The organism is Winogradskyella sp. PC-19 (assembly GCF_002163855.1).
Classification (GTDB): Bacteria; Bacteroidota; Bacteroidia; order Flavobacteriales; family Flavobacteriaceae; genus Winogradskyella.
In genome coordinates, this window is sequence record NZ_CP019332.1 from 1,034,467 (window position 1) to 1,060,449 (window position 25,983).

The 25,983-nt window shown below is 33.7% G+C and carries 20 protein-coding genes; 11 read left to right on the top strand and 9 right to left on the bottom strand.

The annotated features are described in order from the left end of the window. Positions 1-53: 53 nt before the first annotated feature. The 5 genes from BTO05_RS04810 to bshC form a co-directional block, all read right to left on the bottom strand. The gene (locus tag BTO05_RS04810; RefSeq protein ID WP_087491567.1) at positions 54-275 is read right to left on the bottom strand and encodes a DUF3820 family protein; all 222 of its coding nucleotides are present in this window, start codon (positions 273-275) and stop codon (positions 54-56) included. A gap of 54 nt (positions 276-329) precedes the next feature. Further along, positions 330-875, bottom strand: coding sequence for a DUF922 domain-containing protein (locus BTO05_RS04815; protein ID WP_087491568.1), 546 nt, complete (start codon positions 873-875; stop codon positions 330-332). A gap of 73 nt (positions 876-948) precedes the next feature. Next, positions 949-2,874, bottom strand: coding sequence for a LysM peptidoglycan-binding domain-containing protein (locus tag BTO05_RS04820; RefSeq protein ID WP_087491569.1), 1,926 nt, complete (start codon positions 2,872-2,874; stop codon positions 949-951). 37 nt (positions 2,875-2,911) lie between these two features. Beyond that, on the bottom strand, positions 2,912-4,447 hold the full coding sequence (gene guaA, locus BTO05_RS04825; RefSeq protein WP_087491570.1) for a glutamine-hydrolyzing GMP synthase: 1,536 nt from the start codon (positions 4,445-4,447) through the stop codon (positions 2,912-2,914). Positions 4,448-4,536: 89 nt separating this feature from the next. Continuing rightward, positions 4,537-6,132: a bacillithiol biosynthesis cysteine-adding enzyme BshC gene (bshC, locus tag BTO05_RS04830; RefSeq protein WP_087491571.1), complete on the bottom strand. Its 1,596-nt coding sequence runs from the start codon at positions 6,130-6,132 to the stop codon at positions 4,537-4,539. A 141-nt stretch (positions 6,133-6,273) separates the two neighbouring features. On the opposite strand from bshC, the gene BTO05_RS04835 reads away from it, so the two are divergent. The 4 genes from BTO05_RS04835 to BTO05_RS04850 are packed head-to-tail and all read left to right on the top strand — an operon-like array spanning position 6,274 to position 13,140. Next, entirely contained in the window at positions 6,274-8,754 is a 2,481-nt protein-coding gene (locus tag BTO05_RS04835) for a M14 family metallopeptidase (RefSeq protein ID WP_087491572.1), read from the top strand. Between the two features lie 32 nt (positions 8,755-8,786). After that, positions 8,787-11,639 carry a M16 family metallopeptidase gene (locus BTO05_RS04840; protein ID WP_087491573.1) on the top strand — a complete coding sequence of 951 codons (2,853 nt, stop codon included), beginning with the start codon at positions 8,787-8,789 and terminating at the stop codon, positions 11,637-11,639. Positions 11,640-11,698: 59 nt separating this feature from the next. Next, on the top strand, positions 11,699-12,667 hold the full coding sequence (locus BTO05_RS04845; protein WP_087491574.1) for an MBL fold metallo-hydrolase: 969 nt from the start codon (positions 11,699-11,701) through the stop codon (positions 12,665-12,667). Further along, positions 12,664-13,140: a DinB family protein gene (locus BTO05_RS04850; protein WP_087491575.1), complete on the top strand. Its 477-nt coding sequence runs from the start codon at positions 12,664-12,666 to the stop codon at positions 13,138-13,140. Before BTO05_RS04845 ends, BTO05_RS04850 begins: the two co-directional genes overlap by 4 nt. A 56-nt stretch (positions 13,141-13,196) precedes the next feature. Here the strand turns inward: BTO05_RS04850 and BTO05_RS04855 are convergent, their stop codons facing one another. Beyond that, positions 13,197-13,616, bottom strand: coding sequence for a nucleoside-diphosphate kinase (locus BTO05_RS04855; RefSeq protein WP_087491576.1), 420 nt, complete (start codon positions 13,614-13,616; stop codon positions 13,197-13,199). Positions 13,617-13,696: 80 nt separating this feature from the next. Continuing rightward, entirely contained in the window at positions 13,697-14,743 is a 1,047-nt protein-coding gene (locus BTO05_RS04860) for an alkaline phosphatase D family protein (RefSeq protein WP_087491577.1), read from the bottom strand. 84 nt (positions 14,744-14,827) lie between these two features. Here BTO05_RS04860 and BTO05_RS04865 point away from each other — a divergent pair, with 84 nt between their 5' ends. The 3 genes from BTO05_RS04865 to BTO05_RS04875 are packed head-to-tail and all read left to right on the top strand — an operon-like array spanning position 14,828 to position 17,611. Then, positions 14,828-15,844, top strand: coding sequence for a DHH family phosphoesterase (locus BTO05_RS04865; protein ID WP_087491578.1), 1,017 nt, complete (start codon positions 14,828-14,830; stop codon positions 15,842-15,844). Continuing rightward, positions 15,844-16,386, top strand: coding sequence for a gliding motility-associated peptidyl-prolyl isomerase GldI (gene gldI, locus BTO05_RS04870; protein WP_087491579.1), 543 nt, complete (start codon positions 15,844-15,846; stop codon positions 16,384-16,386). The genes BTO05_RS04865 and gldI overlap by 1 nt, the downstream gene beginning before the upstream one ends. Next, on the top strand, positions 16,379-17,611 hold the full coding sequence (locus BTO05_RS04875; RefSeq protein ID WP_087491580.1) for a peptidylprolyl isomerase: 1,233 nt from the start codon (positions 16,379-16,381) through the stop codon (positions 17,609-17,611). The genes gldI and BTO05_RS04875 overlap by 8 nt, the downstream gene beginning before the upstream one ends. A gap of 84 nt (positions 17,612-17,695) precedes the next feature. Here BTO05_RS04875 and BTO05_RS04880 read toward each other — a convergent pair whose 3' ends face one another. Then, positions 17,696-19,162: an aminoacyl-histidine dipeptidase gene (locus BTO05_RS04880; RefSeq protein WP_087491581.1), complete on the bottom strand. Its 1,467-nt coding sequence runs from the start codon at positions 19,160-19,162 to the stop codon at positions 17,696-17,698. 61 nt (positions 19,163-19,223) lie between these two features. On the opposite strand from BTO05_RS04880, the gene BTO05_RS04885 reads away from it, so the two are divergent. The 4 genes from BTO05_RS04885 (at position 19,224) to BTO05_RS04900 (ending at position 25,029) form a co-directional block, all read left to right on the top strand. Further along, positions 19,224-20,291, top strand: coding sequence for a DUF3810 domain-containing protein (locus BTO05_RS04885; protein ID WP_087491582.1), 1,068 nt, complete (start codon positions 19,224-19,226; stop codon positions 20,289-20,291). A gap of 79 nt (positions 20,292-20,370) precedes the next feature. After that, positions 20,371-23,340, top strand: a complete 2,970-nt coding sequence (locus tag BTO05_RS04890; RefSeq protein WP_410529718.1) for an amidohydrolase family protein — start codon at positions 20,371-20,373, stop codon at positions 23,338-23,340. 20 nt (positions 23,341-23,360) lie between these two features. Further along, positions 23,361-24,665 carry an amidohydrolase family protein gene (locus BTO05_RS04895; RefSeq protein WP_087491584.1) on the top strand — a complete coding sequence of 435 codons (1,305 nt, stop codon included), beginning with the start codon at positions 23,361-23,363 and terminating at the stop codon, positions 24,663-24,665. A 13-nt stretch (positions 24,666-24,678) separates the two neighbouring features. Then, a complete protein-coding gene (locus BTO05_RS04900) occupies positions 24,679-25,029 on the top strand; it encodes a hypothetical protein (RefSeq protein ID WP_087491585.1) in 351 nt (116 codons plus the stop codon). Between the two features lie 110 nt (positions 25,030-25,139). On the opposite strand, the gene BTO05_RS04905 is transcribed toward BTO05_RS04900, so the two are convergent. Next, positions 25,140-25,934 (bottom strand): DUF6503 family protein, encoded by a 795-nt coding sequence (locus BTO05_RS04905; protein ID WP_087491586.1) that lies wholly within the window; start codon positions 25,932-25,934, stop codon positions 25,140-25,142. Positions 25,935-25,983: the final 49 nt, after the last annotated feature.

Genomic DNA, 25,983 nt, shown 5'->3' on the forward strand with positions numbered 1-25,983 from the left:
TACTGAAACACTCAGCTAAATTATACTCATAATCATTAAACGAATCTAAAAAATCAAAACTCTCTGCGTATCGTATAAATCAACTCCTCTAACCCATTTACTTTGATTTCATACATCTGTTGCATCATATTACCTAGCTTTCCTTTCGGGAAGCCTTTTTGTTTAAACCAGGTATAATAAAATTCTGGTATATCCACTAGGTATTGGTCTTTGTACTTACCAAAGGGCATTTTGTATTTAGCGAGTTCTATTAAGGCTTGTTTATTAGGCTGCATAAAAAACGCTTCGACAAGCTCAGCGTAATATTTAGTTTTAATTTTTATCTTTTGTTATTGAGCTTTAAAATCTTCGAGTTTTTTGAGCTCAGCAACTATATAATCGTCCCACTTTTTTTGTTGCACTTTGTCAATGGAGTGATTTGTTTCTTCGTCGTATAAATTCTGCATAAGCGAAGATGCTTTGCTAATTTCCTTATACAAATTATTAAGTTGACCTCTTAATCGTGATGATGCTTTGAGTTGACTTATCTGCTGTCTAAACTTACGTGCATGTAATTCTGTAATGTCAAAATGCAATTGTTCATGTCTTAGTATATGTGCATTAGCATCTTCAATTTTGTACCAAGACTCTGTTGGATAAAATATACACTCGACATCTGCTGTAAAACCCGTAATCCTATTACCTGTTTTACTTATAGAAAACCCAAATGAAATCCCTGATGCTGTTAACGCTGCTGCATCTGTATTAGGGTTTGGTTTGCCTTTAAAATCTTTCCAAACCAATGGTTTATCTTCTTGCCATGCAGCTGTTTCTAAGTCTTGATTTTGACTAAAACAAAACGATGAGATTAATAAGAAAGCGAAAAGAGTTTTCATCAAAAGCAAAGATTTAATTTTCAATATAACGCTATTGAAGATTTCTTATTACACGAAGCAAGTTCAAAAGCGATTACTCTTTGACCTCAACAATCTTAAGGTTGTCATACTTTACGATATACATGGCTTCGTTGATATGACCACCAAAAGTTTTTTTATTATAACGGAACTTATTCTCGATATATTCGGTTTCTAAGTTTTCTTCAGAGCTATCAAAACCGTCTTCGTTAGCAGATAAACGTAATAAAACATCTAATACTAAATCAAAACCACGCGTTGCATATTTACTTGGAGACACACCATATCTACGTTTGTAGTCTCTGATGAATCCGGCTTCATTATCTGTATCGTACTGTTTATTAATTGTCGCATAATGAAACTGTAAGTTAGACAGATGATAATTATTATCAGGATCATTACTCTCAAAAGCACGGCTCTTATTTGTAGTTGTCAAAATTATTTTAATATCGTCTATAGACAACCCATTGAGCAAACTAATAATACTAGAACCAAAGGAGACGTCATCAGTTTCTAAAAACACAATATTTTTCCCTTTTTTAAACATTCCTTCAAAACGAGTTGGGTAAATAAAATATTCGTCCTTACCTTTATTTTTTCCTTTTTTTGCCACCTCAGAAAATAGCTGTTTTGCAGCTGGAAACTGAGATTTAAGGTTGTTACTTTCTGCTCTATGCTTTTGGTCTGCTATAATAACCACCTGAACTTTAGCACTGTCTTGTTTAATATAGTCAACCATCTTTTTGGACAGAATCTTCCTGTCCGGAATAGTTTGATAAACATTACTAGACACTTTTGAAGGCATTGCTAATGGTGCAAAAACCGGAACAGCATCTCCTTTTACCTCTGATGTAAAACGGTCAAAAGTTTTGGTCATCATTGGTCCAATAACAGCATCATAATTAGAAAAATCTTCTCTATCTGCAATACTAGCTACCTGTGATGTTCTATTTTGTGTATCGAAAACTTTTAAATCTACGCTTATACCTAATGATTTTGCCGAATCTAATGCCATTAATGCGCCAGAATGAAAATCTAAAGCTGTACTTAAAATTTTATCAGATTTCATGATAGCTTTTGCTTCGGCTACTGAGTCTAAATCTATTTTATGCAAATTAAAAGGTAATAGAATCGCAAGTTTTTTAGTAGAGGTATTAATTATATTATCTCTTAAATCTGTAGTATTAAAATCTCTATCTAGACTAGTGGTAGCAACCTCAATATCTTTTGGCAATCTTAAAACCATACCGCTTTTTAAACCCGAATCTGCAAGTCCTGGATTTAAAGCTTCTATCTCTTCTTGAGTTAAACCTAACTTTATTTTTAATCTGTAAAAACCTTCTTTAGGCAAAACCTCGTAGTAATTAAACTCGGTATCAGTTGCTTTCTCCTCATTGTTTGCAATATTAGGCACATTAAGTACGTCACCAGGCTGAAGAACATCTTTTATGTTCGGATTTAAATCTTCTAATTCCTGTACTGTTATCGCAAATTTATAAGCAATACGCCATTTACCTTCTTTTGGTCTTACAGCGTATTTTTTTACAGTATTAGATAAGGTTTGCTGTGAGACCACTGTTTTGAATCGTGGAATCCTGATGCGGTCACCTTTTCGTAAGTTTTCTGAATAAAGTCTTGGATTTGCCTTTTTAATCTCGGCTTCAGTTACATTATATTTTTTTGATAAACCGTAAAGTGTTTCTTTTCGTTTTACTTTATGCTTTTTATAATCTATGGCTTCTTTTGATTCTTCTTCGATAGCAACATTCTTAACCTTAGAATTAGGAATAATGAGCATAGTATCTGTTCCGAAGTTATTTTTGGCATCAGGGTTTAATGCTAAAATATCAAATGGTGTTACTAAATATTGTTTAGCAATACTCTCAATAGTTTCTCCGGCTTTTACTTTATGTGTCTTGTAATTTTGAGCACTAAGACCGATTGTAAAAATGGAAAATAAGATGATTAAAAAATGCTTCATATTATATTATCTAAAACTAATTATTGCACACAGAACGCTATTCCCATTCTATAGTTGCTGGTGGTTTTGAGCTTATATCATATACAACTCTATTGACACCTTTTACTTTATTTATAATTTCATTCGAGGTTTTTTGTAAAAACTCGTATGGTAAATTTACCCAATCTGCCGTCATACCATCTGTACTTTCGACAGCTCTTAGCGCGACACATTTTTCGTATGTTCTTTCATCTCCCATCACACCAACACTATTGACTGGAAGTAGCATTGCTCCTGCTTGCCAAACCTTGTCGTACAAATTCCAAGAGCGCAGATTATTGATAAAAATCGCATCTACTTCTTGTAATATACGAACTTTCTCTGGTGTTAGATCTCCAAGGATTCTAATTGCCAATCCAGGTCCAGGAAACGGATGACGCCCTAATAACTGGCTATCCATATTCATACTTGCTCCAACACGTCTTACCTCATCTTTAAATAAAGCCTTTAATGGCTCTACCACTTTTAGCTTCATAAAATCTGGTAATCCTCCAACATTATGATGACTCTTAATTGTTGCGCTTGGTCCTCCAGTTGCCGAAACACTTTCAATAACATCTGGATAAATCGTGCCTTGTGCCAACCATTTTACATCTTGTATCAAATGTGCTTCGTCATCAAAAACCTCAATGAACATAGCCCCAATAGTTTTTCTTTTTTCTTCTGGGTCACTCTTTCCTGCTAAGGCATCCAAAAAGCGTGCCGAAGCATCAACACCTTTAACGTTAAGCCCCATACCTTCATATTGGTGTAAGACATCATCAAACTCATTTTTACGTAACAAGCCATTATTTACAAAGATGCAGTACAAATTTTTTCCGATGGCTTTGTGTAATAACATAGCCGCTACAGAAGAATCTACACCACCAGATAAACCAAGAACGACTTTATCGTTTCCTAATTGTGCTTTTAATGCATCAACTGTTTCGTCGACAAAAGCATTTGGTGTCCAATCTTGTTCAACTTTAGCAATTTTTACTAAAAAATTTTGCAGTAATTGATGTCCATCTGTTGAATGGTATACTTCTGGATGAAACTGAATAGCATATGTTTCTTCACCCTCAATTCTAAAGGCTGCATTTTCTACATCTTCGGTACTAGCCAACAAAACTCCGCCAGTTGGTAATTTTTTAATCGTATCGCTATGGCTCATCCAAACTTGACTACCTTCATGGATGTTTTCGAAAAAATCATCGTTTTCTTTCACGAAACCAAGATTGGCTCGACCATACTCTCTTGTATTAGATTCTGCGACTTCACCTCCAGAAAAATGAGCCAAATATTGTGCGCCGTAACAAACAGCGAGCATTGGTTTTTTTCCTCGAATATTAGTCAAATCTGGATGAAGTACATCTTCGCCTCTTACAGAGTTTGGACTACCAGATAATATGACAGCTTTAAAACTATCTGAATCTGTTGGAATTTTATTGAATGGATGAATCTCGCAATAGATGTTTAACTCTCTAACGCGACGGGCAATAAGCTGTGTGTATTGCGACCCGAAATCTAAAATTAGGACTTTGTTGTGTTGCATGCACAAAAATAGTAATTGATTTCAGATTTGCGATTGACGAATTACGATTTTTTGAATAGTTTTTAACAGTGTTTTAAACTCTAAAAAACTTACATCGTTATAATGGTAAATTCTCCTTTTAGAGGTTTTAAAGAATCTATTAACTCTGGTATTAGAGCATCTCCAAATTCTAAGTATGATTCAGAAAAATTAGTATTTCTTTCTTGCAAGCTATTATTTGGGAATAATTGATTTTGCAAATCTGTTGCTCTTTCAATTTCATCTTTTAATTTTATTTTTTGAGCTTTTAATAATCTCTTTTCGAGATGTTGCAAGCCTTTGACTTGTTTTTTCACTTGTGCATCTACCGCTCCAATAAAAGACTTATCGGTTTGCTCAGCCAAAGTATACAAATGATGAAACTGCTTTTGTAAATGTTCTAACTGTTCAGAGAAATCGATATCAATATTAGATATATTTCGGACACGTTTGTTAATAAAGCTATCACGTTTTAAGAATAAGTGAGATTCTGAAATACCCAAAGCTTCCTGTTTTTTTGCTTGTTTTTCAGTTTTAATTAAAACAGAATTACGCAACAAAAGAATCGGAAATGTGACATTTTGAGTTTCAAAATTAGACTTTAACTGAAACCAATATGCTAGTTCTCCACCTCCACCTATATAACATAGGTTTGGTAAAATAGCCTCTTGATAAAGTGGACGGATAATTACATTTGGCGAAAAACGCTCAGGCTCATCATTAAGATGCTTAATCAACTCATCTTTTGTCCAAGTGATATCAGTGTTATTCACTTTAAATGTATCAGTTTCAAAAACAATACGTTCTCTTAGATTTTTATCTAAATAGAATAAATTGATTTCACGAGGATTAACTTGAATGTTTAATCCTAATTCTTCAATCTTTTTATTAGTTTTAGATACAGTTTTATAAGCTGTTTGTTCTAATAACTCTTTTTGCATTTGTGGGATAAAAAGACGCTTCAACTCTTTATCATCTGCATCTAAAATGACTAAACCGTATTCCGCAAAAAGTGTATTGGCTAAATATCGTGTTGCATCTGCAAGGTTATTATGATTAACATATGCGTCGCGAAACAATTTTTTTAATTGTTCTGCATGTCGACCTGGGCCAAATTCTGCAGAAACTATATCCAAAACATCGGCTAAACCATTTGTATCAAAACGACCAACTGCGCCACCATCTTCTCTATTCCATTGGATTTTTTTACCCCTAAAATTGAAATAATTAATCTCGTCAAAATCATGATCTTCTGAAGCCATCCAATATATTGGAACAAAATTATAATCAGGATAAGCTTCCTTTAACTCTTTTGTTAAATTAATAGTCGATACTATTTTATGCAAAAAGTATAATGGTCCAGTAAATAAATTAAGTTGATGACCAGTTGTAATAGTAAATGTTTTCTCTGATTTTAAACTTTCAATATTAGTAATTGTCAATTCAGATGCTTCAATATTTTGATATTGACTCTTTAAAGTTTTGGCTAAAATACTTCTTGAATGTGATGATACTGATAAGCTTTTCTCTTCTATTTGAACTTTAAAATTTTCAAGATTTGGAAAACGACCATAAAGCGATTTTAACTTCGGATTTTCATCCAAATAGTCGCATATCAACGAAGAAAAGTAATTTGTGTCTCTAAACGAAATACAGTTGGTTGGCATGTAATGGTTATTATTATGGCATAAATATACTGCAAGTGTAAAAGACAACTGCTAATATTTAGTTAATATGATTACTAAAACAAGTATTCTAAATTGCAGTTTTTATTTTTACTAGCTTTATTGCTTATTAAAATCAACCACATGCATAAATATTTATTCTCGACAGTTCTTACGTTTTCAATTGTATTTTCAAGCTTTTCTCAAAATATCCCTAGCCCAGATGAATTTTTAGGCTATCCAATAGGAACACAGTTTAGTCGACACCATCAAGTACTAGACTATTTTAAAGCTGTTGCTAATGCTGTTCCAAACCAAATAAAAATTGAAAAATATGGCGAAACTTATGAGAGACGTACACTAAGTTTAGCGTACATCTCTAGTGAAGAAAACATCAAAAGGTTAAACGATATCAGAGAAAATAATCTTAAAAATGTAGGATTATTAAGTGGTCAAGCTATCAATCAAGAGATTGCTATTGTATGGTTAAGTTATAATGTTCATGGAAATGAAGCATCAAGTACAGAAGCGTCAATGCTTACACTATATAAACTTCTTACAGAAAAACAAGATTGGTTAAAAAACACAGTAGTAATTTTAGATCCATGTATAAATCCTGATGGTCGTGACCGCTATGTCAATTGGTATAACGAAACGACTAGTCAGCCTTATGATATAGATCAACAAGCCAGCGAACATAACGAGCCATGGCCAGGCGGAAGACCTAACCACTATCTATTTGACCTGAATCGCGATTGGGCTTGGGCAAGTCAGATAGAGTCAGCTTCAAGATTAAAAGTCTATAATAAATGGATGCCACATATACACGTGGATTTTCATGAGCAAGGTATTAACGAACCCTACTATTTTGCGCCAGCTGCTGAACCATTTCATGAAATAATTTCGGATTTTCAACGTGATTTCCAAACCGAAATAGGTAAAAACCATGCTAAATATTTTGATAATGAAGGTTGGCTATTTTTTACTCGCGAACGTTTCGATTTGTTTTATCCGAGTTATGGAGATACGTACCCAACTTATATGGGTGCCATCGGTATGACTTACGAACAAGGCGGACATGGACGTGCTGGTTTAGGAATTTTGAATGATGAAGGACATGTTTTAACCTTAGTCGAAAGATTGACGCATCACACCACAACTGGACTTTCTACTGTGGAAATAGCCTCTAAAAATGCAAAAAGACTAAATGATGAGTTTGGAAAATTCTTTGACAATAGAGGTTTAAAGTACAAGAGTTATGTCCTTAACGGAAATCCTGACAACTTAAATAGCCTAAAGTCTTTGTTAGATAAACATGATATCCAATATGAAAATGCTACATCTAGTAAAGCATCTGGATATAATTTTAAAACAGGAACTTCAGGTAGCATCGATACTGATGGTAATTCATTAGTTGTACATACCAATCAACCAAAAGGTAAAATGGTCAAAGTATTATTTGAACCTAATGCAAAATTGTCAGATTCATTGACCTATGATATTACGGCTTGGAGCATGCCATATGCTTACGGCTTGGATGCTGTGGCTAGTACAACAAAAATTGCAAGTTCTAAATCATTAAAACAGCAAAAATATTCGCCTTTGTCCGAGGCGTACGGTTATGTTAGTGATTGGAATTCGATGAAAGATGCTAAATTTTTAGCGTCATTATTAAAAGCAAATTATAGAGTACGTTTTACAGAAAAACCTTTTACTTCTGGTGGAAAAGATTTTGGACGCGGTTCGTTGATTATTACAAAAGGTGATAATGCAAATATGGAAAATATGCTCGTAACCTTAAATGACATTGCAGCAAAACATAACAAACAACTATCGACTATCAATACTGGTTTCTCGCAACGTACTCCAGATATTGGCTCACCTGATATTAAGTTGATTAACAAACAAAAAATAGCAATCCTTTCTGGAGAAGGCACATCGTCTTTAAGTTATGGTGCGCTATGGCATTTCTTTGAACAGCAATTAAAATATCCAGTAACATCAATTAATACAGATAATTTAAGCCGTACAAATCTTGATAAATACAACATTTTAATTATGCCTAGCGGATATTACGGTAGCATACTTAATGAAGATATGATGAATTCTTTAAAAGATTGGGTTCGTTCTGGCGGTAAAGTTATTGCCATTGATGCCGCTTTAAGAAGTTTTGCAGGTAAAGATGGTTTTAGTTTAAAATATAAGGAAAACGAAAGTGAAGAAGCCTCTGATAATCTTATTCCGTATGCTGAACGCGAGCGTCAATATTCAAATAATATGATAACTGGTGCAATCTTCAAAAGTAAAGTAGACACAACGCATCCAATGGCTTTTGGTTATGAAGAAGATTACTTTACATTAAAAATTGGAAGCTCCACTTATAGTCTATTGGATAGAGGTTATAATGTGAGTCATATAAATGACACCAAGGTATATTCAGGATTTTCTGGCAAAAATGCACTAAACAATCTCGGTAATACGTTAGTATTTGGAGAAGAACGTATGGGTAGCGGTAGCTTTATCTACATGGCAGACAACCCAATGTTTAGAAGTTTCTGGGAAAATGGAAAACTATTTTTAGTGAACTCTATTTTCTTTGTAAATAATAATGCATTCGAATTATAAAATACTTAGACAACAAAATAAATAACCAACTCATGAAAATATTCAGATTTGTATCAATCGCTTTCTTAACAGCACTTCTTATAGTAAGTTGTAAAGATGAAACTACTAAAAACGAAGACCAATCTTCAGAATTAAAAGTAGACTACGAGAAATTCACCCTTGACAATGGACTAGAAGTTTTATTTCATGTAGACCGTTCTGACCCAGTTGTAGCAGTATCACTAACAGCACATGTTGGTTCTGCTAGAGAGATTGAAGGTCGTACTGGATTTGCTCACCTTTTTGAACATTTATTATTTTTAGAATCAGAAAACTTAGGAAAAGGCGGGCTTGATAAAATGAGTGCACGTATTGGTGGCTCTGGTGCAAATGGTTCAACAAGTCGTGACCGTACAAACTATTTGCAAACGGTACCAAAAGATGCTTTAGAAAAAATGATTTGGGCCGAAGCAGATAAACTAGGTTATTTTATCAATACTGTAACCGAACCTGTTCTTGCAAAAGAAAAGCAAGTTGTAAAAAATGAAAAACGTCAGTCTGTAGATAACAGACCTTATGGTCATACACAATATGTGATTGACAGTAATTTATATCCAAAAGGACATCCGTATAGCTGGCAAGTTATAGGCTCATTAGAGGATTTACAAAATGCTACATTACAAGATGTAAAAGACTTTTTTAACCGATGGTATGTACCTAACAATGTAATTTTAACCATTGCTGGTGACTTTGATACATCACAAGCAAAAGAATGGATAGAAAAGTATTTTTCTGAAATTCCACGTGGCAATGATATTCCTACTCTAGCAAAACAGCCTGCTAAACTAGACGCTTCAAAACATTTGTATTACGAAGACAATTTTGCTCGAGCGCCTAGATTAACAATGGTTTGGCCAGGCGTACCACAATATCATGAAGATTCATATGCATTAAGTGTTTTAACTCAGTATTTAACAAACGGAAAAAAAGCACCTTTAGACAAAGTTTTGGTTCAGGACGAACAACTCACAAGTTTTGTTGGTATGGGTGAGTACAATTCTGAAGTGTCTGGACAAATACAATTAAGCGTAACAGCTTTTGACCAAACAGAGTTAGATGATGTTGCAAAGGCTATTCAAAAAGGATTTGCAGATTTTGAAGCTAATGGTATTTCGGAAGCCGATTTAAATCGGATTAAAGCTGGTCAAGAAACTAATTTTTATTCTAGTCTGTCTAGTGTTTTAGGAAAAGGTGCACAATTAACGCAATACGAAATGTTTGCTGGTGACGCAGGTTATATTACAAAAGATGTTGAGAATATTTTAGCAGTTACACCTGAAGACGTCATGCGTGTTTACAATACTTATATAAAAGACAAAAATTATATCGCTACGAGTTTTGTGCCAAAAGGACAAGCCAATTTTGTATTGGAAAATTCTGAATTAGCACAAGTTGTGGAAGAAAAAATTATAGAAGGCGCTGAAGAAACTTTTGACGCATCTATCGTTGCCACATACGAAAAAACACCATCTAGTTTCGACAGAAGTATCGAGCCACCTTACGGAGATAGTCCTGACGTAAAAGTTCCAGAAGTTTGGAAAACTGATTTAGAATCTGGAATCAAAGTATCAGGTATAGAAAATGACGAAGTTCCACTGGTACAATTTCAACTAAAAATAAAAGGCGGAATGCTTTTAGAAAACCTTGACAAAATTGGTGTTTCTAATATTATGGCAGATTTAATGTCACGTGGTACAAAAAACAAAACACCAGAGCAATTAGAAACAGAAATTGAAAGTCTTGGTGCACGCATCAACACATATGCTACTGATGACGCAGTTTACATAACCGGAAGTTGTTTATCAAAAAACTATGAAGCCACGATGAATTTGGTGTCAGAAATACTTTTGGAGCCACGTTGGGATGCCAAAGAATTCGACTTAATCAAGCAAAGCGTAACCTCCAGTATTCAACGCCAAAAGGCAAATCCAAATGCGATTGCAGCAAACGAGTATGCTAAATTATTATATGGAGAAAATCACATTTTAGCTCAAAATAATCAGGGTACTGAAGCTTCGGTTGAAGCTATTACTATCGAAGATTTAAAAAATTATTATAATACTAATCTAACACCAAAATTAGCATCTTTAAATGTGGTTGGTGATATCTCAAAAGCAGAGGTGACAAAAAACTTAGAATCTATTAATACAAGATGGGAAGCAAAAGATGTAACTATACCAGAGATACCAACTGTACAAGCTCCTGAAAAAGGAACAGTATATTTTTATGATGTACCTAACGCAAAACAATCACAGTTACGTTTTGGCTATCCAGCGCCTAAAGCCACAGATGATGACTATTTTGCTGCTGGTGTCATGAATTACAGACTTGGTGGTGGCGGTTTTGCATCGCAACTCACCCAACAATTACGTGAGGGCAAAGGTTACACCTATGGTATTCGTTCGCGTTTTAGCGGTGACGAAAACTCAGGAAATTTCACCATTTCTAGTGGTGTGAGAAGTAACGTCACATACGAATCTGCAGCTTTAGTTAAAGACATATTAGATAACTATGCAAAAGATTTTGACAGTAATGATTTAGAAGTCACTAAAGGTTATACCATAAAAAGTAATGCACGCGCTTTTGAAACACTCGGCGCAAAATTACGTATGCTATCAAACATAAGTGACTTAGGTTATGATGACGATTATGCAAAACAACAAGAAGAAATTGTTAAGGCATTGACTGTAGAAGATATGAAGTCTTTAGCAGGTAAATATCTAAGACCTGACCAGATGATTTATTTAGTTGTTGGCGATGCTAAAACACAATTAGATAAATTAGAACAATTAGGTTTTGGAAAACCGGTTTTACTAAACCCTACTTTCGAAGCTTTGGATAAGTAAAACAAAAATGAATAATGTAAAGGTGTTTTTTTTCTATATTTAAGACTAAAACACCTTTTATGTTTTATAAATACATTCTATTTATACCATCCTTATTATTGCTGTTTGGATGTGAAAATAAATCCGCTACTACAGAAATAGAATTTTCAAATTCTAAAACCATTTCTAAAACATCATTAGTTGTTTTAGGTGTTGCTCAAGATGCAGGCTATCCTCAAATTGGATGTACAAAATCTTGTTGTATTAATACATGGAATAATTTTACCCCAACTTTAGTTACCAGTTTAGGTATTGTAGACAAAACAACACAAAAAACATACTTATTTGAAGCTACTCCTGATATTAAATTTCAAATTAAAGAATTATCATCTTATTTAAAAAGTGATAAGATTGTAATGCCAAATGGTATTTTTCTAACACATGCCCACATGGGACATTATACAGGTTTAATGCAATTAGGTCGTGAAGCCATAAACTCTAATAATATTCCTGTATATGCAATGCCTAGAATGTATGAATATTTGAACTCAAGCGGACCTTGGAATCAATTAATTGATTTAAAAAATATTAATTTAAAACCTATAAATGATGGTATTGAAGTAACTTTGAGTTCGACTTTAAAAGTAACTCCTTTTATTGTTCCGCATAGAGGAGAATATACAGAAACTGTTGGCTATAGAATTTCTGGACCTAATAAGACGGCTTTATTTATTCCAGATATAGACAAATGGAATAAATGGAAAACTCCGATTGAAGAAGAAATTAAAAAGGTAGATTACGCATTCATAGACGCAACATTCTATAAAAATGGTGAGATTGGAAATAGAGATATGTCCGAGATACCGCATCCTTTTGTTGAAGAAAGTTTAAAACGTTTTAAAAATTTGACTTCAAAGGATAAATCTAAAGTACATTTTATTCACTTTAATCATACGAATCAGCTTTTACAACCGAATTCTGAAGCGCAAAAACAAGTCAAAATATTAGGATATAATATTGCTCAACAAGGACAAATCTTTGATTTATGATTAATAAAAATATAGAATTACTTAGTAAACACTTTAAATCTATCTTCTTCGGCGGTAATTGGACAGCAGTTAATGTTAAGGATACATTAGATTCAATTGTTTTAGAAGAAGCAAATTATAAAGTTAATAACTGTAATACAATCGCACATTTGATTTTTCATATTAACTACTATATCGAAGGTGTGTTACCTGTATTTGATGGTGGTAATCTAGATATTAAGGATAAATTCAGTTATGACGCACCGATTTTTAAGAATGAAAGTGAATGGAAAGATTTCAAGGTTAAGGTTTTAAAAAATGCCGAAGATTTAAATCATAAGATATCACAGCTAAACGAAGACCAATTATTTCAGCCATTTGTTGCTGAGAAATACGGTACCTATTATTCAAACATTCATGGTATTATAGAACATACACATTACCACTTAGGGCAAATTGTAATTCTAAAAAAACTTATTGAGAATAAGCTTTAAAACAAAAAAGCCGATGCAATTGCATCGGCTTTTTATATTATAATTTTTATGAAGTCCTAAAACATTTCTCTTCCAGAAAAATGAAAAGCACCTTCAATAGCAGCGTTATCATCGCTATCACTACCGTGAACAGCATTTTCTCCCATAGAAGTTGCGTACAGCTTACGTATCGTACCTTCTGCTGCATCAGCGGGATTAGTAGCGCCGATTAAGGCTCTAAAATCTTCTACAGCATTGTCTTTTTCTAAGATTGCTGCAACGATAGGACCACGAGTCATAAACTCGACTAATTCTCCAAAAAACGGACGCTCATTGTGTACAGCATAAAATGCTTCAGCATCAGCCTTTGTCATTTGCGTTAATTTCATTGCTACGATTCTAAAACCTGCAGTGTTGATTTTTTCTAATATTGCGCCAATGTGTCCATTTTCAACAGCATCTGGCTTTAGCATTGTAAACGTTCTGTTAGTTGCCATAATTTTTCTTTTTTTGTATTACCAAAATTAGTTTCGGTTTTTCGCGTGCAAAAATACGCTATTTTGTAGAATATACAAGCCTAATATTGCTGTGTAATTTCTTGTAATTTTCTATTATTATCAGCAAACATTTGCATGGTAATTTGCGATTTTTTGAAATCAAAATTTAGTAAACCATAACTTTTTCCAGAAACTACTTTACCTACTCTATATTTATTATTCTCACCTGAAAAATTGGTATAACTGTGAGTAAGGCCGCTAGATGTAAAGTCGATTAATGGATAACTCAAACCCTCTACACTCATTCTAGAAAATTCTGAAATGTGTCTATCGCCTGAAAGTAATAACACACCTTTGGCTTTAGAATTAACAATTACATTTTGCAACTTATTTACCTCATGAGGAAAATTACCCCAAGTTTCGAACCCATGTTCCTTTGATAAAAATTGTATACTACCTACAATAATATTAAAATTCGCATTTGACGATTTTAGCTCATTATTTAACCATTGCCATTGGGTTTCTCCCAAAATAGTAGTGTCCGTATTCTTTGTAGGTTTGTAACGTTTTTTTGTTTGGGTATCTTTTTCTAATTCAGACCTAAAATAACGAGTATCTAATACTATAATTTTTATAGATCCTTTATCGATTTTTAAAACTTCGGAATAATAAATACCTTCTATATTTCTTCGTTTATCAGTTTCTGAAACACCCATGAAGTCAAGAAATAGCTGCTGGCTTTCTTTTTTCATGGTATATTCTGCACCAGCATCATTTTTGCCATAATCGTGATCATCCCAAGTTCCTAAGATTTTTGTTCTGGAGACTAACTTTTTATATTCAGGATGTGCTATTTGTTCTTCATATGCAGCTTTAAGCTCAGACATGTCATATGTGTCAGAGTAAATATTGTCACCTCCCCAAATCCACAGATTAGGATTTTTGGCTAAAATATCATCCCATAAATCATTTGCACTGTATTGCTTATTACAAGAACCAAAAGCAATAGTAAAATCTGCTTCAGCGACTTTACTTTTATTATCGGTTTGAATAGCTGTTTCGTTTTTAGTTTTACATCCAAAATTGAATAACAACACTAACAAAAGGGCTTTATAAATTAGCTTCATAACTTAAAAATTTACTTCAAATATAATCTAAAATATAGCTAAAGCGCTTCAAAGATTTGTGATTAAATTGTATATTCGTCCGTTATGAAAACAGAAGAAATTTCAGCAGTTAAGGACGTATTAAGCGTACCGAAAAAAATAGTTATTATTCCTCATAGAAACCCAGATGGCGATGCTATAGGCTCAACTTTAGGATTAATGCACTATTTAAAGCAGCAAAAGCATGAAGTCACTGTTGTAGCTCCGAATGATTATCCACATTTTCTAAAATGGATACCAGGAGAATCTACTATCGTAAAATTTGATACACAGCGTGAAGTTTCCGAACAACTTATAAATCAAGCAGATATATTATTTACATTAGATTTTAATGCTTTACACCGAACTGGCCACGATATGGGTGCCTTTTTAGAGCAAAACCAAGCTTTAAAAATAATGATTGACCATCATCAAGCACCAGACGATTATGCAAAATATATGTATTCTGATGTTACTATGTCTTCGACTTGTGAGATGGTATATAATTTTATTGAAATGCTTGGTGATACTGATAAAATAACCGCAGATATAGCGACATGCATTTATGTAGGTATAATGACAGACACTGGTTCATTTCGATTTAGGTCTACCACAAACAGGACGCACCAAGTTATTGCTAATCTCATCGAAAAAGGTGCTGACAATACCGAAATACACAATCAAGTATATGACACAAACAGCTATAGTAGACTTCAACTTTTAGGTAGAGCGCTTCAGAATTTAAAAGTCATTCCTGAATACAACACCGCTTACATTACACTGTCACAAGCGGAGTTAGATAAATTCAATTTTAAGAAAGGTGATACTGAAGGTATTGTTAATTATGCCTTGTCCATACACAATACTATTTTAGCAGCCATTTTTATTGAAAACACTCAAGAAGGTATTATTAAAATCTCATTACGAAGCAAAGGCGATTTTTCAGTCAATGAATTATCTCGTGCACACTTTAATGGTGGTGGTCACACAAATGCTGCTGGTGGTCGTAGTGAAAGTTCTTTAAAGACAACTGTTGAAAAATTTATTGCTATATTGCCTGAGTATAAAAGCCAACTCACATAATGAAAAACCTACTTTTTATTCTTATTCTGGCTAGTGCTTTTTGTAGCTGTAAATCTCCTGAAGCAAGACCTCCTGAAGTTGTTAACTCAGGTTCTTTTATAAAAGAATCTGTAGAACGTAATAAAGCCCTAAATAAAGCTGAGCGTGAAAAAATCCTAAAACTTATTGCTAGTTTACCAGATAAAGATTTTGTGACATCCGAAAATGGCTTTTGGTACCATTACAACTCTAAGGTCGAAAATGACGCTCAAACACCGCAATTTGGAGACAAAATCACTTACACTTATAATATCTCTGATATTAATGGAAATGAAATTTATTCAGAAGATGATATTGGACAGCAACACTATATCATGGATAAAGAAGAGTTATTTTCTGGACTTCGAGAAGGTTTAAAATTAATGAAACCTTCAGAAAACATAACATTTATTTTCCCATCACAAAAAGCGTATGGCTATTATGGTGATGACAACAAAATTGGTACAAACGTACCATTAATTTGCAACGTAATTTTAAAAACAATAACCCAAAACAATGATTAAGAAACTATTTATTCCATTTGCAGCATTACTTATAATTGCTTCATCGAGTTGTAAAGAACCTAAATATGATATCGAAGATGGACTTTACGCAGAAATCGTTACCTCTAAAGGTACTATGGTTGCTAAGCTGCATTATGACGAAGTTCCAGTAACTGTAGCAAATTTTGTTGCTTTATCAGAAGGTAATCATCCTTTAGCTGAAGAAAAATACAAAGGAAAACCGTTTTATGATGGTATTACATTCCATAGAGTAATGAACAATTTTATGATTCAAGGTGGTGATCCTACTGGTACAGGAAGTGGAACTCCAGGTTATAGATTTGCAGCTGACTTTAGCAAAGAATTAAAACATGACAAGCCAGGTATATTATCTATGGCTAATAGTGGTGGCATAAACACAAATGGAAGTCAATTTTTTATTACTGAAAGACCATATCCAAGAGGTGATTTCTTCGATGCAGAAGGAAACTTAAAGCCTTGTGACCAGCGTGGCATTAGTTGCCATTCTGTATTTGGAGAGCTAGTTATAGGTCTAGAAGTACAGGATTCTATTTCTAATGTAGAAGTCATAGACCCAAGAGCAAGAAACAACAAGCCAGTTGAAGATGTACTAATAAATAAGGTTAACATTATAAGAATTGGTAGAGATGCAAAAAAGTTTGACGCTCCTAAAGTGTTTCAAGAGAATATGCCAAAAGTTGAAGAAACTTTCAATGAATTAAGAAAAGAGGCTGCTAAAAAAGCTGAAGAGGCTAAACTTATTGCAGAGGAAAAGAAAGCCAAAATAGCTTTAGAGTTTAAGCCTACAATAGATGATTATGCTTCAAAAGCAAAAACATTAGCTTCAGGTTTAAAAATGCACTATTTAAACAAAGGAACAGGTGAAAAACCAAAAACTGGTCAAACAGCTATGATCAATTACCAAGGTTATTTCACTGATGGAAAATTACTAGATAGTAATGTAAAAGAAGTTGAAGAAAAATTTGGTATGCTTAATCCTCAAAAAGTTCAACGAGGCATGTACGCTCCTGCTCCTATGAAGATAAGTCCAGATGCAAATTTATTTCCAGGATTTAAAGAAGCATTAGCTACATTACGTGTTGGTGATAAAGCTTTTTTCTACTTTCCAAGTCATTTAGCTTATGGTGAAGCAGGAAGACCTCCAGTTGTTCAACCAAACACCGATTTAGCTTTTATTATCGAAATGGTGGATATTCAGAAATAATAATATAAATAAAAAGAGCAGCTTAGTTGAGTTGCTCTTTTTTTTTGTGAATACTGAATCAAGTTCAGCATAAAAAAAATTGTATTAATTTTTTTCTGGTATATTTTCCAAAATCTCTAAAACAAATTTCCAATACTTCTGTGCCGATGAAATCTGAGCACGTTCATCTGGTGAATGTGCACCTTTAATATTTGGCCCAAAACTAATCATATCCATTTCTGGATAATTTTGACCTAAAATACCGCACTCTAGTCCTGCATGGCAAGCAGCAACGTGCGGCTTTTCTCCATTATTAAGTCTTTCGTAAATTGGTACCATGACTTTTAAAATATCAGAATCCATATTTGGTGCCCAACCTGGATAATCACCAGAAAAATCTACTTCACAACCCGTTAATTCAAAAGTAGCTCTTAGTGTATTTGCTAAATCTAATTTTGAAGATTCTACAGAACTACGTGTTAAGCAACCAACCTTAATGTGACCATCTTTGACTATTACTCGCGCTAAATTATTAGACGTCTCTACCAATTCCGGTATATCTGGACTCATTCTATAAACACCGTTTAATGCAGCATAGATTGCTCTTGTCAATCCTTCTTGAACACCTAAGTCCATAATTTTATTAGGAGTTTCAGCCTTAGAAATTACAATTTCTAATTCCGGTTCCATGGTTTTAAACTCTTTCTTTATTGTTTCAGAAAGTTGATTTAATTCAAAATTAAAAGCGTCTTCGCGAACGGCATCAATCACCACAATTGCATTACTTTCTCTAGGAATGGCGTTACGTAAACTTCCGCCATCAATTTCTGAAATTCGCAATCCAAAATTCTCAAAACCATCAAACAATAAACGATTCATAATTTTATTGGCATTACCTAAACCTTCGTGTATTTGCATGCCCGAATGTCCACCTTGTAAGCCTTTTACAGCGATTTTATATCCAATTTTAAACTCTGGTGTATTTTCTTCAGCATATTCACGAGCTGCAGTAACGTCAATTCCACCAGCACAACCTACACCTATTTCATCATCTTCTTCGGTATCTAAATTCAAAAGAATCTCTCCTTTAAGCAAACCTCCTTTTAAACCCATGGCACCAGTCATTCCTGTTTCTTCATCGATTGTAAATAACGCTTCTAAAGCTGGATGTGCAATAGTACCACTTTCTAAAACTGCCATTATTGTAGCAACACCAAGTCCGTTGTCTGCACCCAAAGTGGTTCCTTTTGCCTTAACCCAATCACCGTCAACAAACATATCAATGCCTTGGGTGTCAAAATCAAAAACCGTATCGTTATTTTTTTGATGTACCATATCCAAATGACTCTGCATCACTATTGGCTTTCTGGACTCCATACCTTCTGTGGCTGGCTTACGAATAATTACATTTCCAACTTCATCTTCTATAGTCTCTAGTCCTAGTTTCTCTCCAAAATCTTTCATGAATTGTATGACACGTTCCTCTTTTTTTGAAGGTCTTGGAACTGCGTTTAAATCTGCAAATTTATTCCACAAAGCTTTTGGTTCTAATGCTCTTATTTCTGCACTCATAATTATCTTTTTTAAGTCCTGTAAAGATAATTAAACTAAAACTATTTTCTATTTTTGAAACATGCGTATTACAAAAAAAGGAGCATTACTTATTTTTTTAGGATTTCAGATTATACTTCTTAATATCCTGAAGTATTTTCCGGAATTTATAGAACGATATTATAGTAATGGTCTATATATATTTTTATCTAAATTAATGCGCTATTCCTTTGGTTGGGTACCATTTTCAGTTGGTGATATTTTATACACTTTCGCTGGTATTTATTTAATACGCTGGTTTATTTTAAATTTTAAAAACATCTACAAAGACACTATTAATTGGCTTTTAGATATTACCTCAGTACTTTCAATAGCATATTTTGCATTTCACCTGCTTTGGGCATTTAATTATTACAGACAACCACTACACAAGTCATTAAATCTAAAAGCTGATTATACTACCAAAGAGTTAGTGTCATTTACAGAGAAACTAGTTAAAAAATCAAACGCAATTCACAATAGATTAAGTCCTAATGATTCTTCAAAAATTGATTTTCCATATTCAAAAACTCAAATTTTTGATAAAGTAAAACCTGGCTATGTATCACTATCAAAACAATATCCTCATTTAGACTATAGTCCACAAAGTCTTAAAAAATCAATTTACAGTATTCCATTAACTTACATGGGATTTTCAGGTTATCTAAACCCATTTACTAACGAGGCGCAGGTTGACGGATTGATTCCTACATACAAATACCCTACGACATCGTGTCACGAAGTAGCTCATCAGTTGGGCTACGCCGCAGAAAATGAAGCTAATTTTATTGGTATGCTTGCTGCTGTAAATAATAACGATTTATACTTTAAGTATTCGGGCTATACATTTGCCTTACGTTATTGCTTAGCCGAAATATACAAACGAGACCCTGAGCATTATAAATCCATTTTAAGTTCTATTAATATTGGGATTTTGAAAAATTACCAAGAAGTCCAAGATTTCTGGAAGTCGTATCAAAATCCATTAGAACCAGCTTTCGAAAAAACCTTTGACACATTTTTAAAAGCAAATAATCAATCTGCAGGAATGAAAAGCTATAGTTACATTGTTGCTTTGCTAGTTAATTTTTACGATAACAATCCGCTATAAAAACGTTAAAAGTTCTTAATTAAAATGCAGATTTAGACATAAATATTATCTTAGAATTCTAATTTAACCAACTATTTTTATGATTAAAGCTTATTTACGGCTGCTCATGTTCATGTGCAGTTTCTCGTTATTTGCACAAGATTATTTTCCTAGTAATTCTGGAGTAAAATCAAACAACTCCAATTACATGGCGTTTACAAATGCAAAGATTCATGTATCACCAACAGAAGTTATTAAAAACGGAACGCTTCTTATCAAGAATGGCAAAGTAGTTAGCGTTGGTAAGTCCGTTAGTATTCCAAAAAACACAACTAAGGTTGATTTATCTGGAAAATCTATTTATCCATCTTTTATAGATTTACACACCACATTTGGTGTAACGAAACCAAAACGTGGAGGTAGCGGACCCTCTTACGGACCAAGTCGTAGTGGTTTCTATTGGAACGATCATATTATGCCAGAACAAGATGTTATGGCGAATTTTAAATATGATGCTAAAGCAGCTTCAGAATTACATAAACTTGGTTTTGGTGTTGTAAATACACACATGCCAGACGGTATTGCTCAGGGGACAGGTGCATTAATTGCACTTAATAATGATGCTGATAATTCACTTCGCGTAGTTGACGGAGAGACTACTCAAAATTTTTCATTTAGAAAAAGTGTAAAATCTCGTCAATCTTACCCTTCTTCAATTATGGGAAGTATGGCACTTTTACGTCAAATATACGACGATGCCAAATGGTATGCTGGTGGAAATGTAAATACTAGAGATTTATCACTTGAAGCTTTAAATGGAAATAAAAATCTTCTTCAAATATTTGAAGCTGGAAGTCGATCAAATCTACTTCGCGCCGATAAAGTTGGTGACCAAAGTAATGTACAATACACTATTGTTGGTGGTGGTGATGAATATGAGCGTTTAGACAAAGTTAAAGCAACGAATGCAACCATTATTTTACCAATTAATTTTCAATTGGCTTACGATGTAGAGAATCAATTCTTATCGTCTTTACTCTCTTTGAGTGATATGCGTGCTTGGAACCAAGAACCACACAACCCAAGATTATTGGCAGAAAACGGTGTAAAATTCGCTTTAACAACACACGGTTTAAAATCTAAAAAATCGTTTAAAAGCAATTTAATGAAAGCCATTAAAAACGGACTTTCAAAAGAGAAAGCTTTAGAAGCTTTAACAACAATTCCTGCGCAATTATTAGGAAAGTCTAATATGCTTGGTTCATTAAAAACAGGCAGTTATGCCAATTTTTTAATTACATCTGGTGATGTTTTTGACAGTAAAACCAAACTCTACGAAAACTGGGTTCAAGGTATGCAACACGTCATTACAGATATGACTATAAAAGACATTGATGGCGACTACAGTTTTAAGTTGGCTGGCACAGATTACAAACTTAATATCAGCGGAAGCTCAAGTAAGGCAAAAGCTAAATTAGAGTCTGGAGAGAAAAGCTTAGGTACAAAAGTAAGTTACTCTGGAGATTGGTTAAATCTTACAGTTAAAACGCCAGACAGCACAAAGAACGAGTTTATGCGTATTGCTGTTAATACTATAAACAGCAACAATTTAAATGGAACTGCAATAATGCCAAACGGTAGTGAATACTCGTTTTTTGCAACAAAAGCGTCTAAAGAAGAAATAGCAAAATCAGAAGAATCTAAAAAAGAGGATTCTAAAGAAAAACCATTTATGAGTCCTGTTACCTATCCTAATTTAGCTTATGGTTTTACAGAAAAACCAAAAGCTGAAACTCTATTATTTAAAAATGCTACGGTTTGGACTAATGAAAGTGATGGTGTTCTCGAAAATACAGATATATTAATTAAAGACGGAAAAATAGCAAAAATTGGTAAAGACATTTCAGACCGAAATGCCAAAACTATTGATGCAACCGGAAAGCATATCACATCTGGAATAATTGATGAGCACTCACACATTGCTGCTGCTTCGATTAATGAAGGTGGGCATAACTCTTCAGCGGAAGTTACAATTGAAGATGTAATCGATGACGAAGATATTGATGTGTACAGAAATCTTGCTGGTGGCGTAACTTCTATTCAGATTTTACATGGGTCGGCAAATCCTATTGGAGGACGTTCAGCTGTCATTAAATTAAAATGGGGAGAAACAGCAGATGATTATGTGTATGATAATTCTCCAAAATTTATAAAATTCGCATTAGGTGAAAATGTAAAACAATCGCGTGCTAGACGTAACGAGCGTTTTCCACAATCTCGAATGGGTGTAGAGCAAGTTTTTATTGATTACTTCAGTAGAGCAAAAGCTTATGACAAAGCTAAGAAAAGTGGCAAACCTTACCGTAAGGACACTGAAATGGAAGTTTTAGCTGAAATCTTAAACGGCGAGCGATTTATTTCTTGTCACTCGTATGTGCAAAGTGAAATTAACATGCTCATGAAAGTAGCAGAGCAATTCAATTTTAGAATTAATACATTCACACACATTTTAGAAGGTTACAAAGTTGCCGATAAAATGAAAAAACACGGTGTTGGCGGTTCTACCTTCAGTGATTGGTGGGCTTATAAATATGAAGTTAATGATGCTATTCCTTACAATGCGGCAATTATGCATAATGAAGGTGTAACGGTAGCTATTAATAGTGATGATGCCGAAATGTCGCGTCGCTTAAATCAAGAAGCTGCAAAATCTATTAAATATGGTGGTGTTAGTGAAGAGGAAGCCTGGAAGTTTGTAACTCTTAATCCAGCTAAACTTTTACATCTAGATGACCGTGTTGGAAGTTTAAAAGTAGGCAAAGATGCTGATGTTGTTTTATGGACAGATCATCCACTTTCAATTTATGCAAAAGCCGAAAAAACAATTATTGAAGGTGTAACGTATTTCGATTTAGAAAAAGACAAGCAAATGCGTAAAGCTATTACTAAAGAGAGAAGCGAGCTTATAAACTTGATGCTACAAGATAAAAACAAAGGCTTAAAAACACAACCTGTTAAGAAGAAGGAAAAAGTATTGTTGCATTGCGACTCTAAAGATTCTGGACTTTAATCAGCTTTAAATTAATTAAGATGAAAAACATAAAATATATAGCAATACTTCTACTCACAGTAAGTTTTAGTTTTGCGCAACAAACACCAGCGGCAAAGCAATCCGAAGATATAGCTATAATAGGTGCAACTGCGCATATCGGCAATGGCACTGTCATAGAAAACAGTATTATTACGTTTTCTGATGGAAAAATAACCAACATTGGAGACGCCAGAACAATGAAAATTAATACAGCTTCAATGGAAGTTATTAATGCTTCAGGCAAAAATGTATATCCTGGATTTATAGTCGCAAACGGAACTTTAGGATTGGTTGAAGTTGATGCTGTAAAAGCTTCTAGCGATTTGTCAGAGTTGGGAACATTTAATCCCCACATTAGAAGTATCATTGCTTACAATGCAGAATCTAAAATTGTAGAATCAATGAGACCAAACGGTGTCCTTCTGGGGCAAGTTGTTCCACGTGGTGGTCGTATAACGGGCACATCGTCTGTAGTACAATACGATGCTTGGAATTGGGAAGATGCAGCCATAAAGACTGATGATGGTATTCATATCAATTGGCCAAGTAATTTTAGCCCTGGTCGTTGGTGGCTTGGAGAAGACCCAGGATTTAAAGTAGATAAAGGTTATGCAAAGCAAGTTAAAGAACTCGACATGTATTTTAACGAAGCTAAAACGCACAACGCAGGTGCAAAAAAAGAACGTAATCTGCCTTTTGAAGCTATGGCTGGTTTGTTTGATGGTTCTAAACACCTATACATTAATGTTAGTGGAGAAAAGAACATAAGAGATGCTGTAAACTTTGCAAAAGCACAAGGCGTAAACAAAATCACTATCATTGGTGGTTACCAAGCTTCTAAAATTGCAAACTTTCTAAAAAACAATAATGTATCTATTTTTCTAGATAGAGTTCACTCAAGGCCAATGTTTGAAGATGAAGATTATGATTACAATTACGCTCATGCAAAAAAACTAGTTGATGCCGGAGTTTTAGTAGCATTAGAACCAAGCGGACAAATGGAACGTATGAATTCTCGAAATCTTCCGTTTTATGCAGGTACGACTGTAGCTCATGGATTAACTAAAGAACAAGCGTTACAACTTATTACTCAAAATCCTGCTAAAATTATGGGTATTGACAATATGTACGGTACTCTTGAAGCTGGTAAAAGTGCAACACTATTTATTAGTGAAGGTGATGCTTTGGATATGCGAACTAATATTGTAACCGCAGCTTTTATTGATGGTAGACAGCTAAGTCTAGAAACACATCAAACTAAATTATGGAAACGTTATTCTAATAAATTCAGTCAAAAAGATTAAAAAATATTTTTTAGTGGAAACATTAGAAATTGTATTTTCTCTGTCAATAATTATAATAATACTTTTCTATTTTATTAACTTAAAAATAGAAAACACTCGTTGGCATAAAGATGAATCTGAGGCTATTTACAAAAGTATTTCAAGATTTTTTAAAAAGAGAAATTATGAAGTTTGTAAAATTGACATTGTAAAAGAATCATTAAAAAAATCAAAACTTAAAAGTTCAATACTACAAGAATATACATATACGAGGTTAGTGGTGATTATGGATTCGAAACGTAATAAATATGAAACCATAATAAAAGTCAAAAAAAGTTTTGTTTTTGGAACTTCTGTGAATTTAATTAGGCAACAAATAATATAAAAAAATGCGAACCTGTTGGTTCGCATTTTTTTATTTATCTATTTCATTCAGAAAGAAGTGAAAAATCTCATTCTCTAAAAGATTCTTCACTTCTTTCTGAATGACAAAAATTACTCAATAATCTTAGCACCTTCTGGCATACCAAACATGCTATTCTCAGGAGCATCTTCTGATATTACAATGTTAGAAAACTCCCTTACTCTTGCTACTTCTGTTGGTTTTTGGTCTTCAACTTTATACCAGGTTATACTGTTAGGTAAAACCAAACCATTTAGGGTTTGCCAATCGTCATATCGTATATAACTGAATTTTTTACTTTTTTCTTCCTGACCAAAAGTAACCGTATAGGCCAACCATTCCATTTGTCCAGTTTCATCATTATAATACACGATATATTCATCATTTGGTGACAAACCTACGCCTGCCTCATAAGAAATGAGTACTCCAGGGTATGTCTTTCCTTCGAACGATAATGGCTCCGCATCTTCATATACTATACCATCATCACCAACAATAAATGGCATTGCGTAGAAATACATCATCAATCCTTTATAGAACTTTGCATTGCGTTTATATTCTTGACCATCCTTTTCATTCACCCATAAAGTTCGTCCATCAAAACCAGCAGAATATGTTGGTGTATCTCTTAGTTCGGCTCGAGTTTTCAGATTTGTAGTTACCACTTCTGTTCCGTTTGGATTTTCCATGGTAAATGCTAATGTTTTCATCTTATTCCAGTTGTCAATGCCGCCATGTGCATCAAAGACTTTTGTAATGTTTTCTGGATAGATACTTGTTGTGATATCTTCTTTAGTTATTTCTTCAATGACTGTAGATTCTTTTTTATTCTCTTTACACCCAACAAATAATAATGCCAGTGTGAATACAAATAGTAAATTTTTCATGTGTATATTTAAATTGGTTTTTAGATGAAGCTTTGGACGTTACATTTCC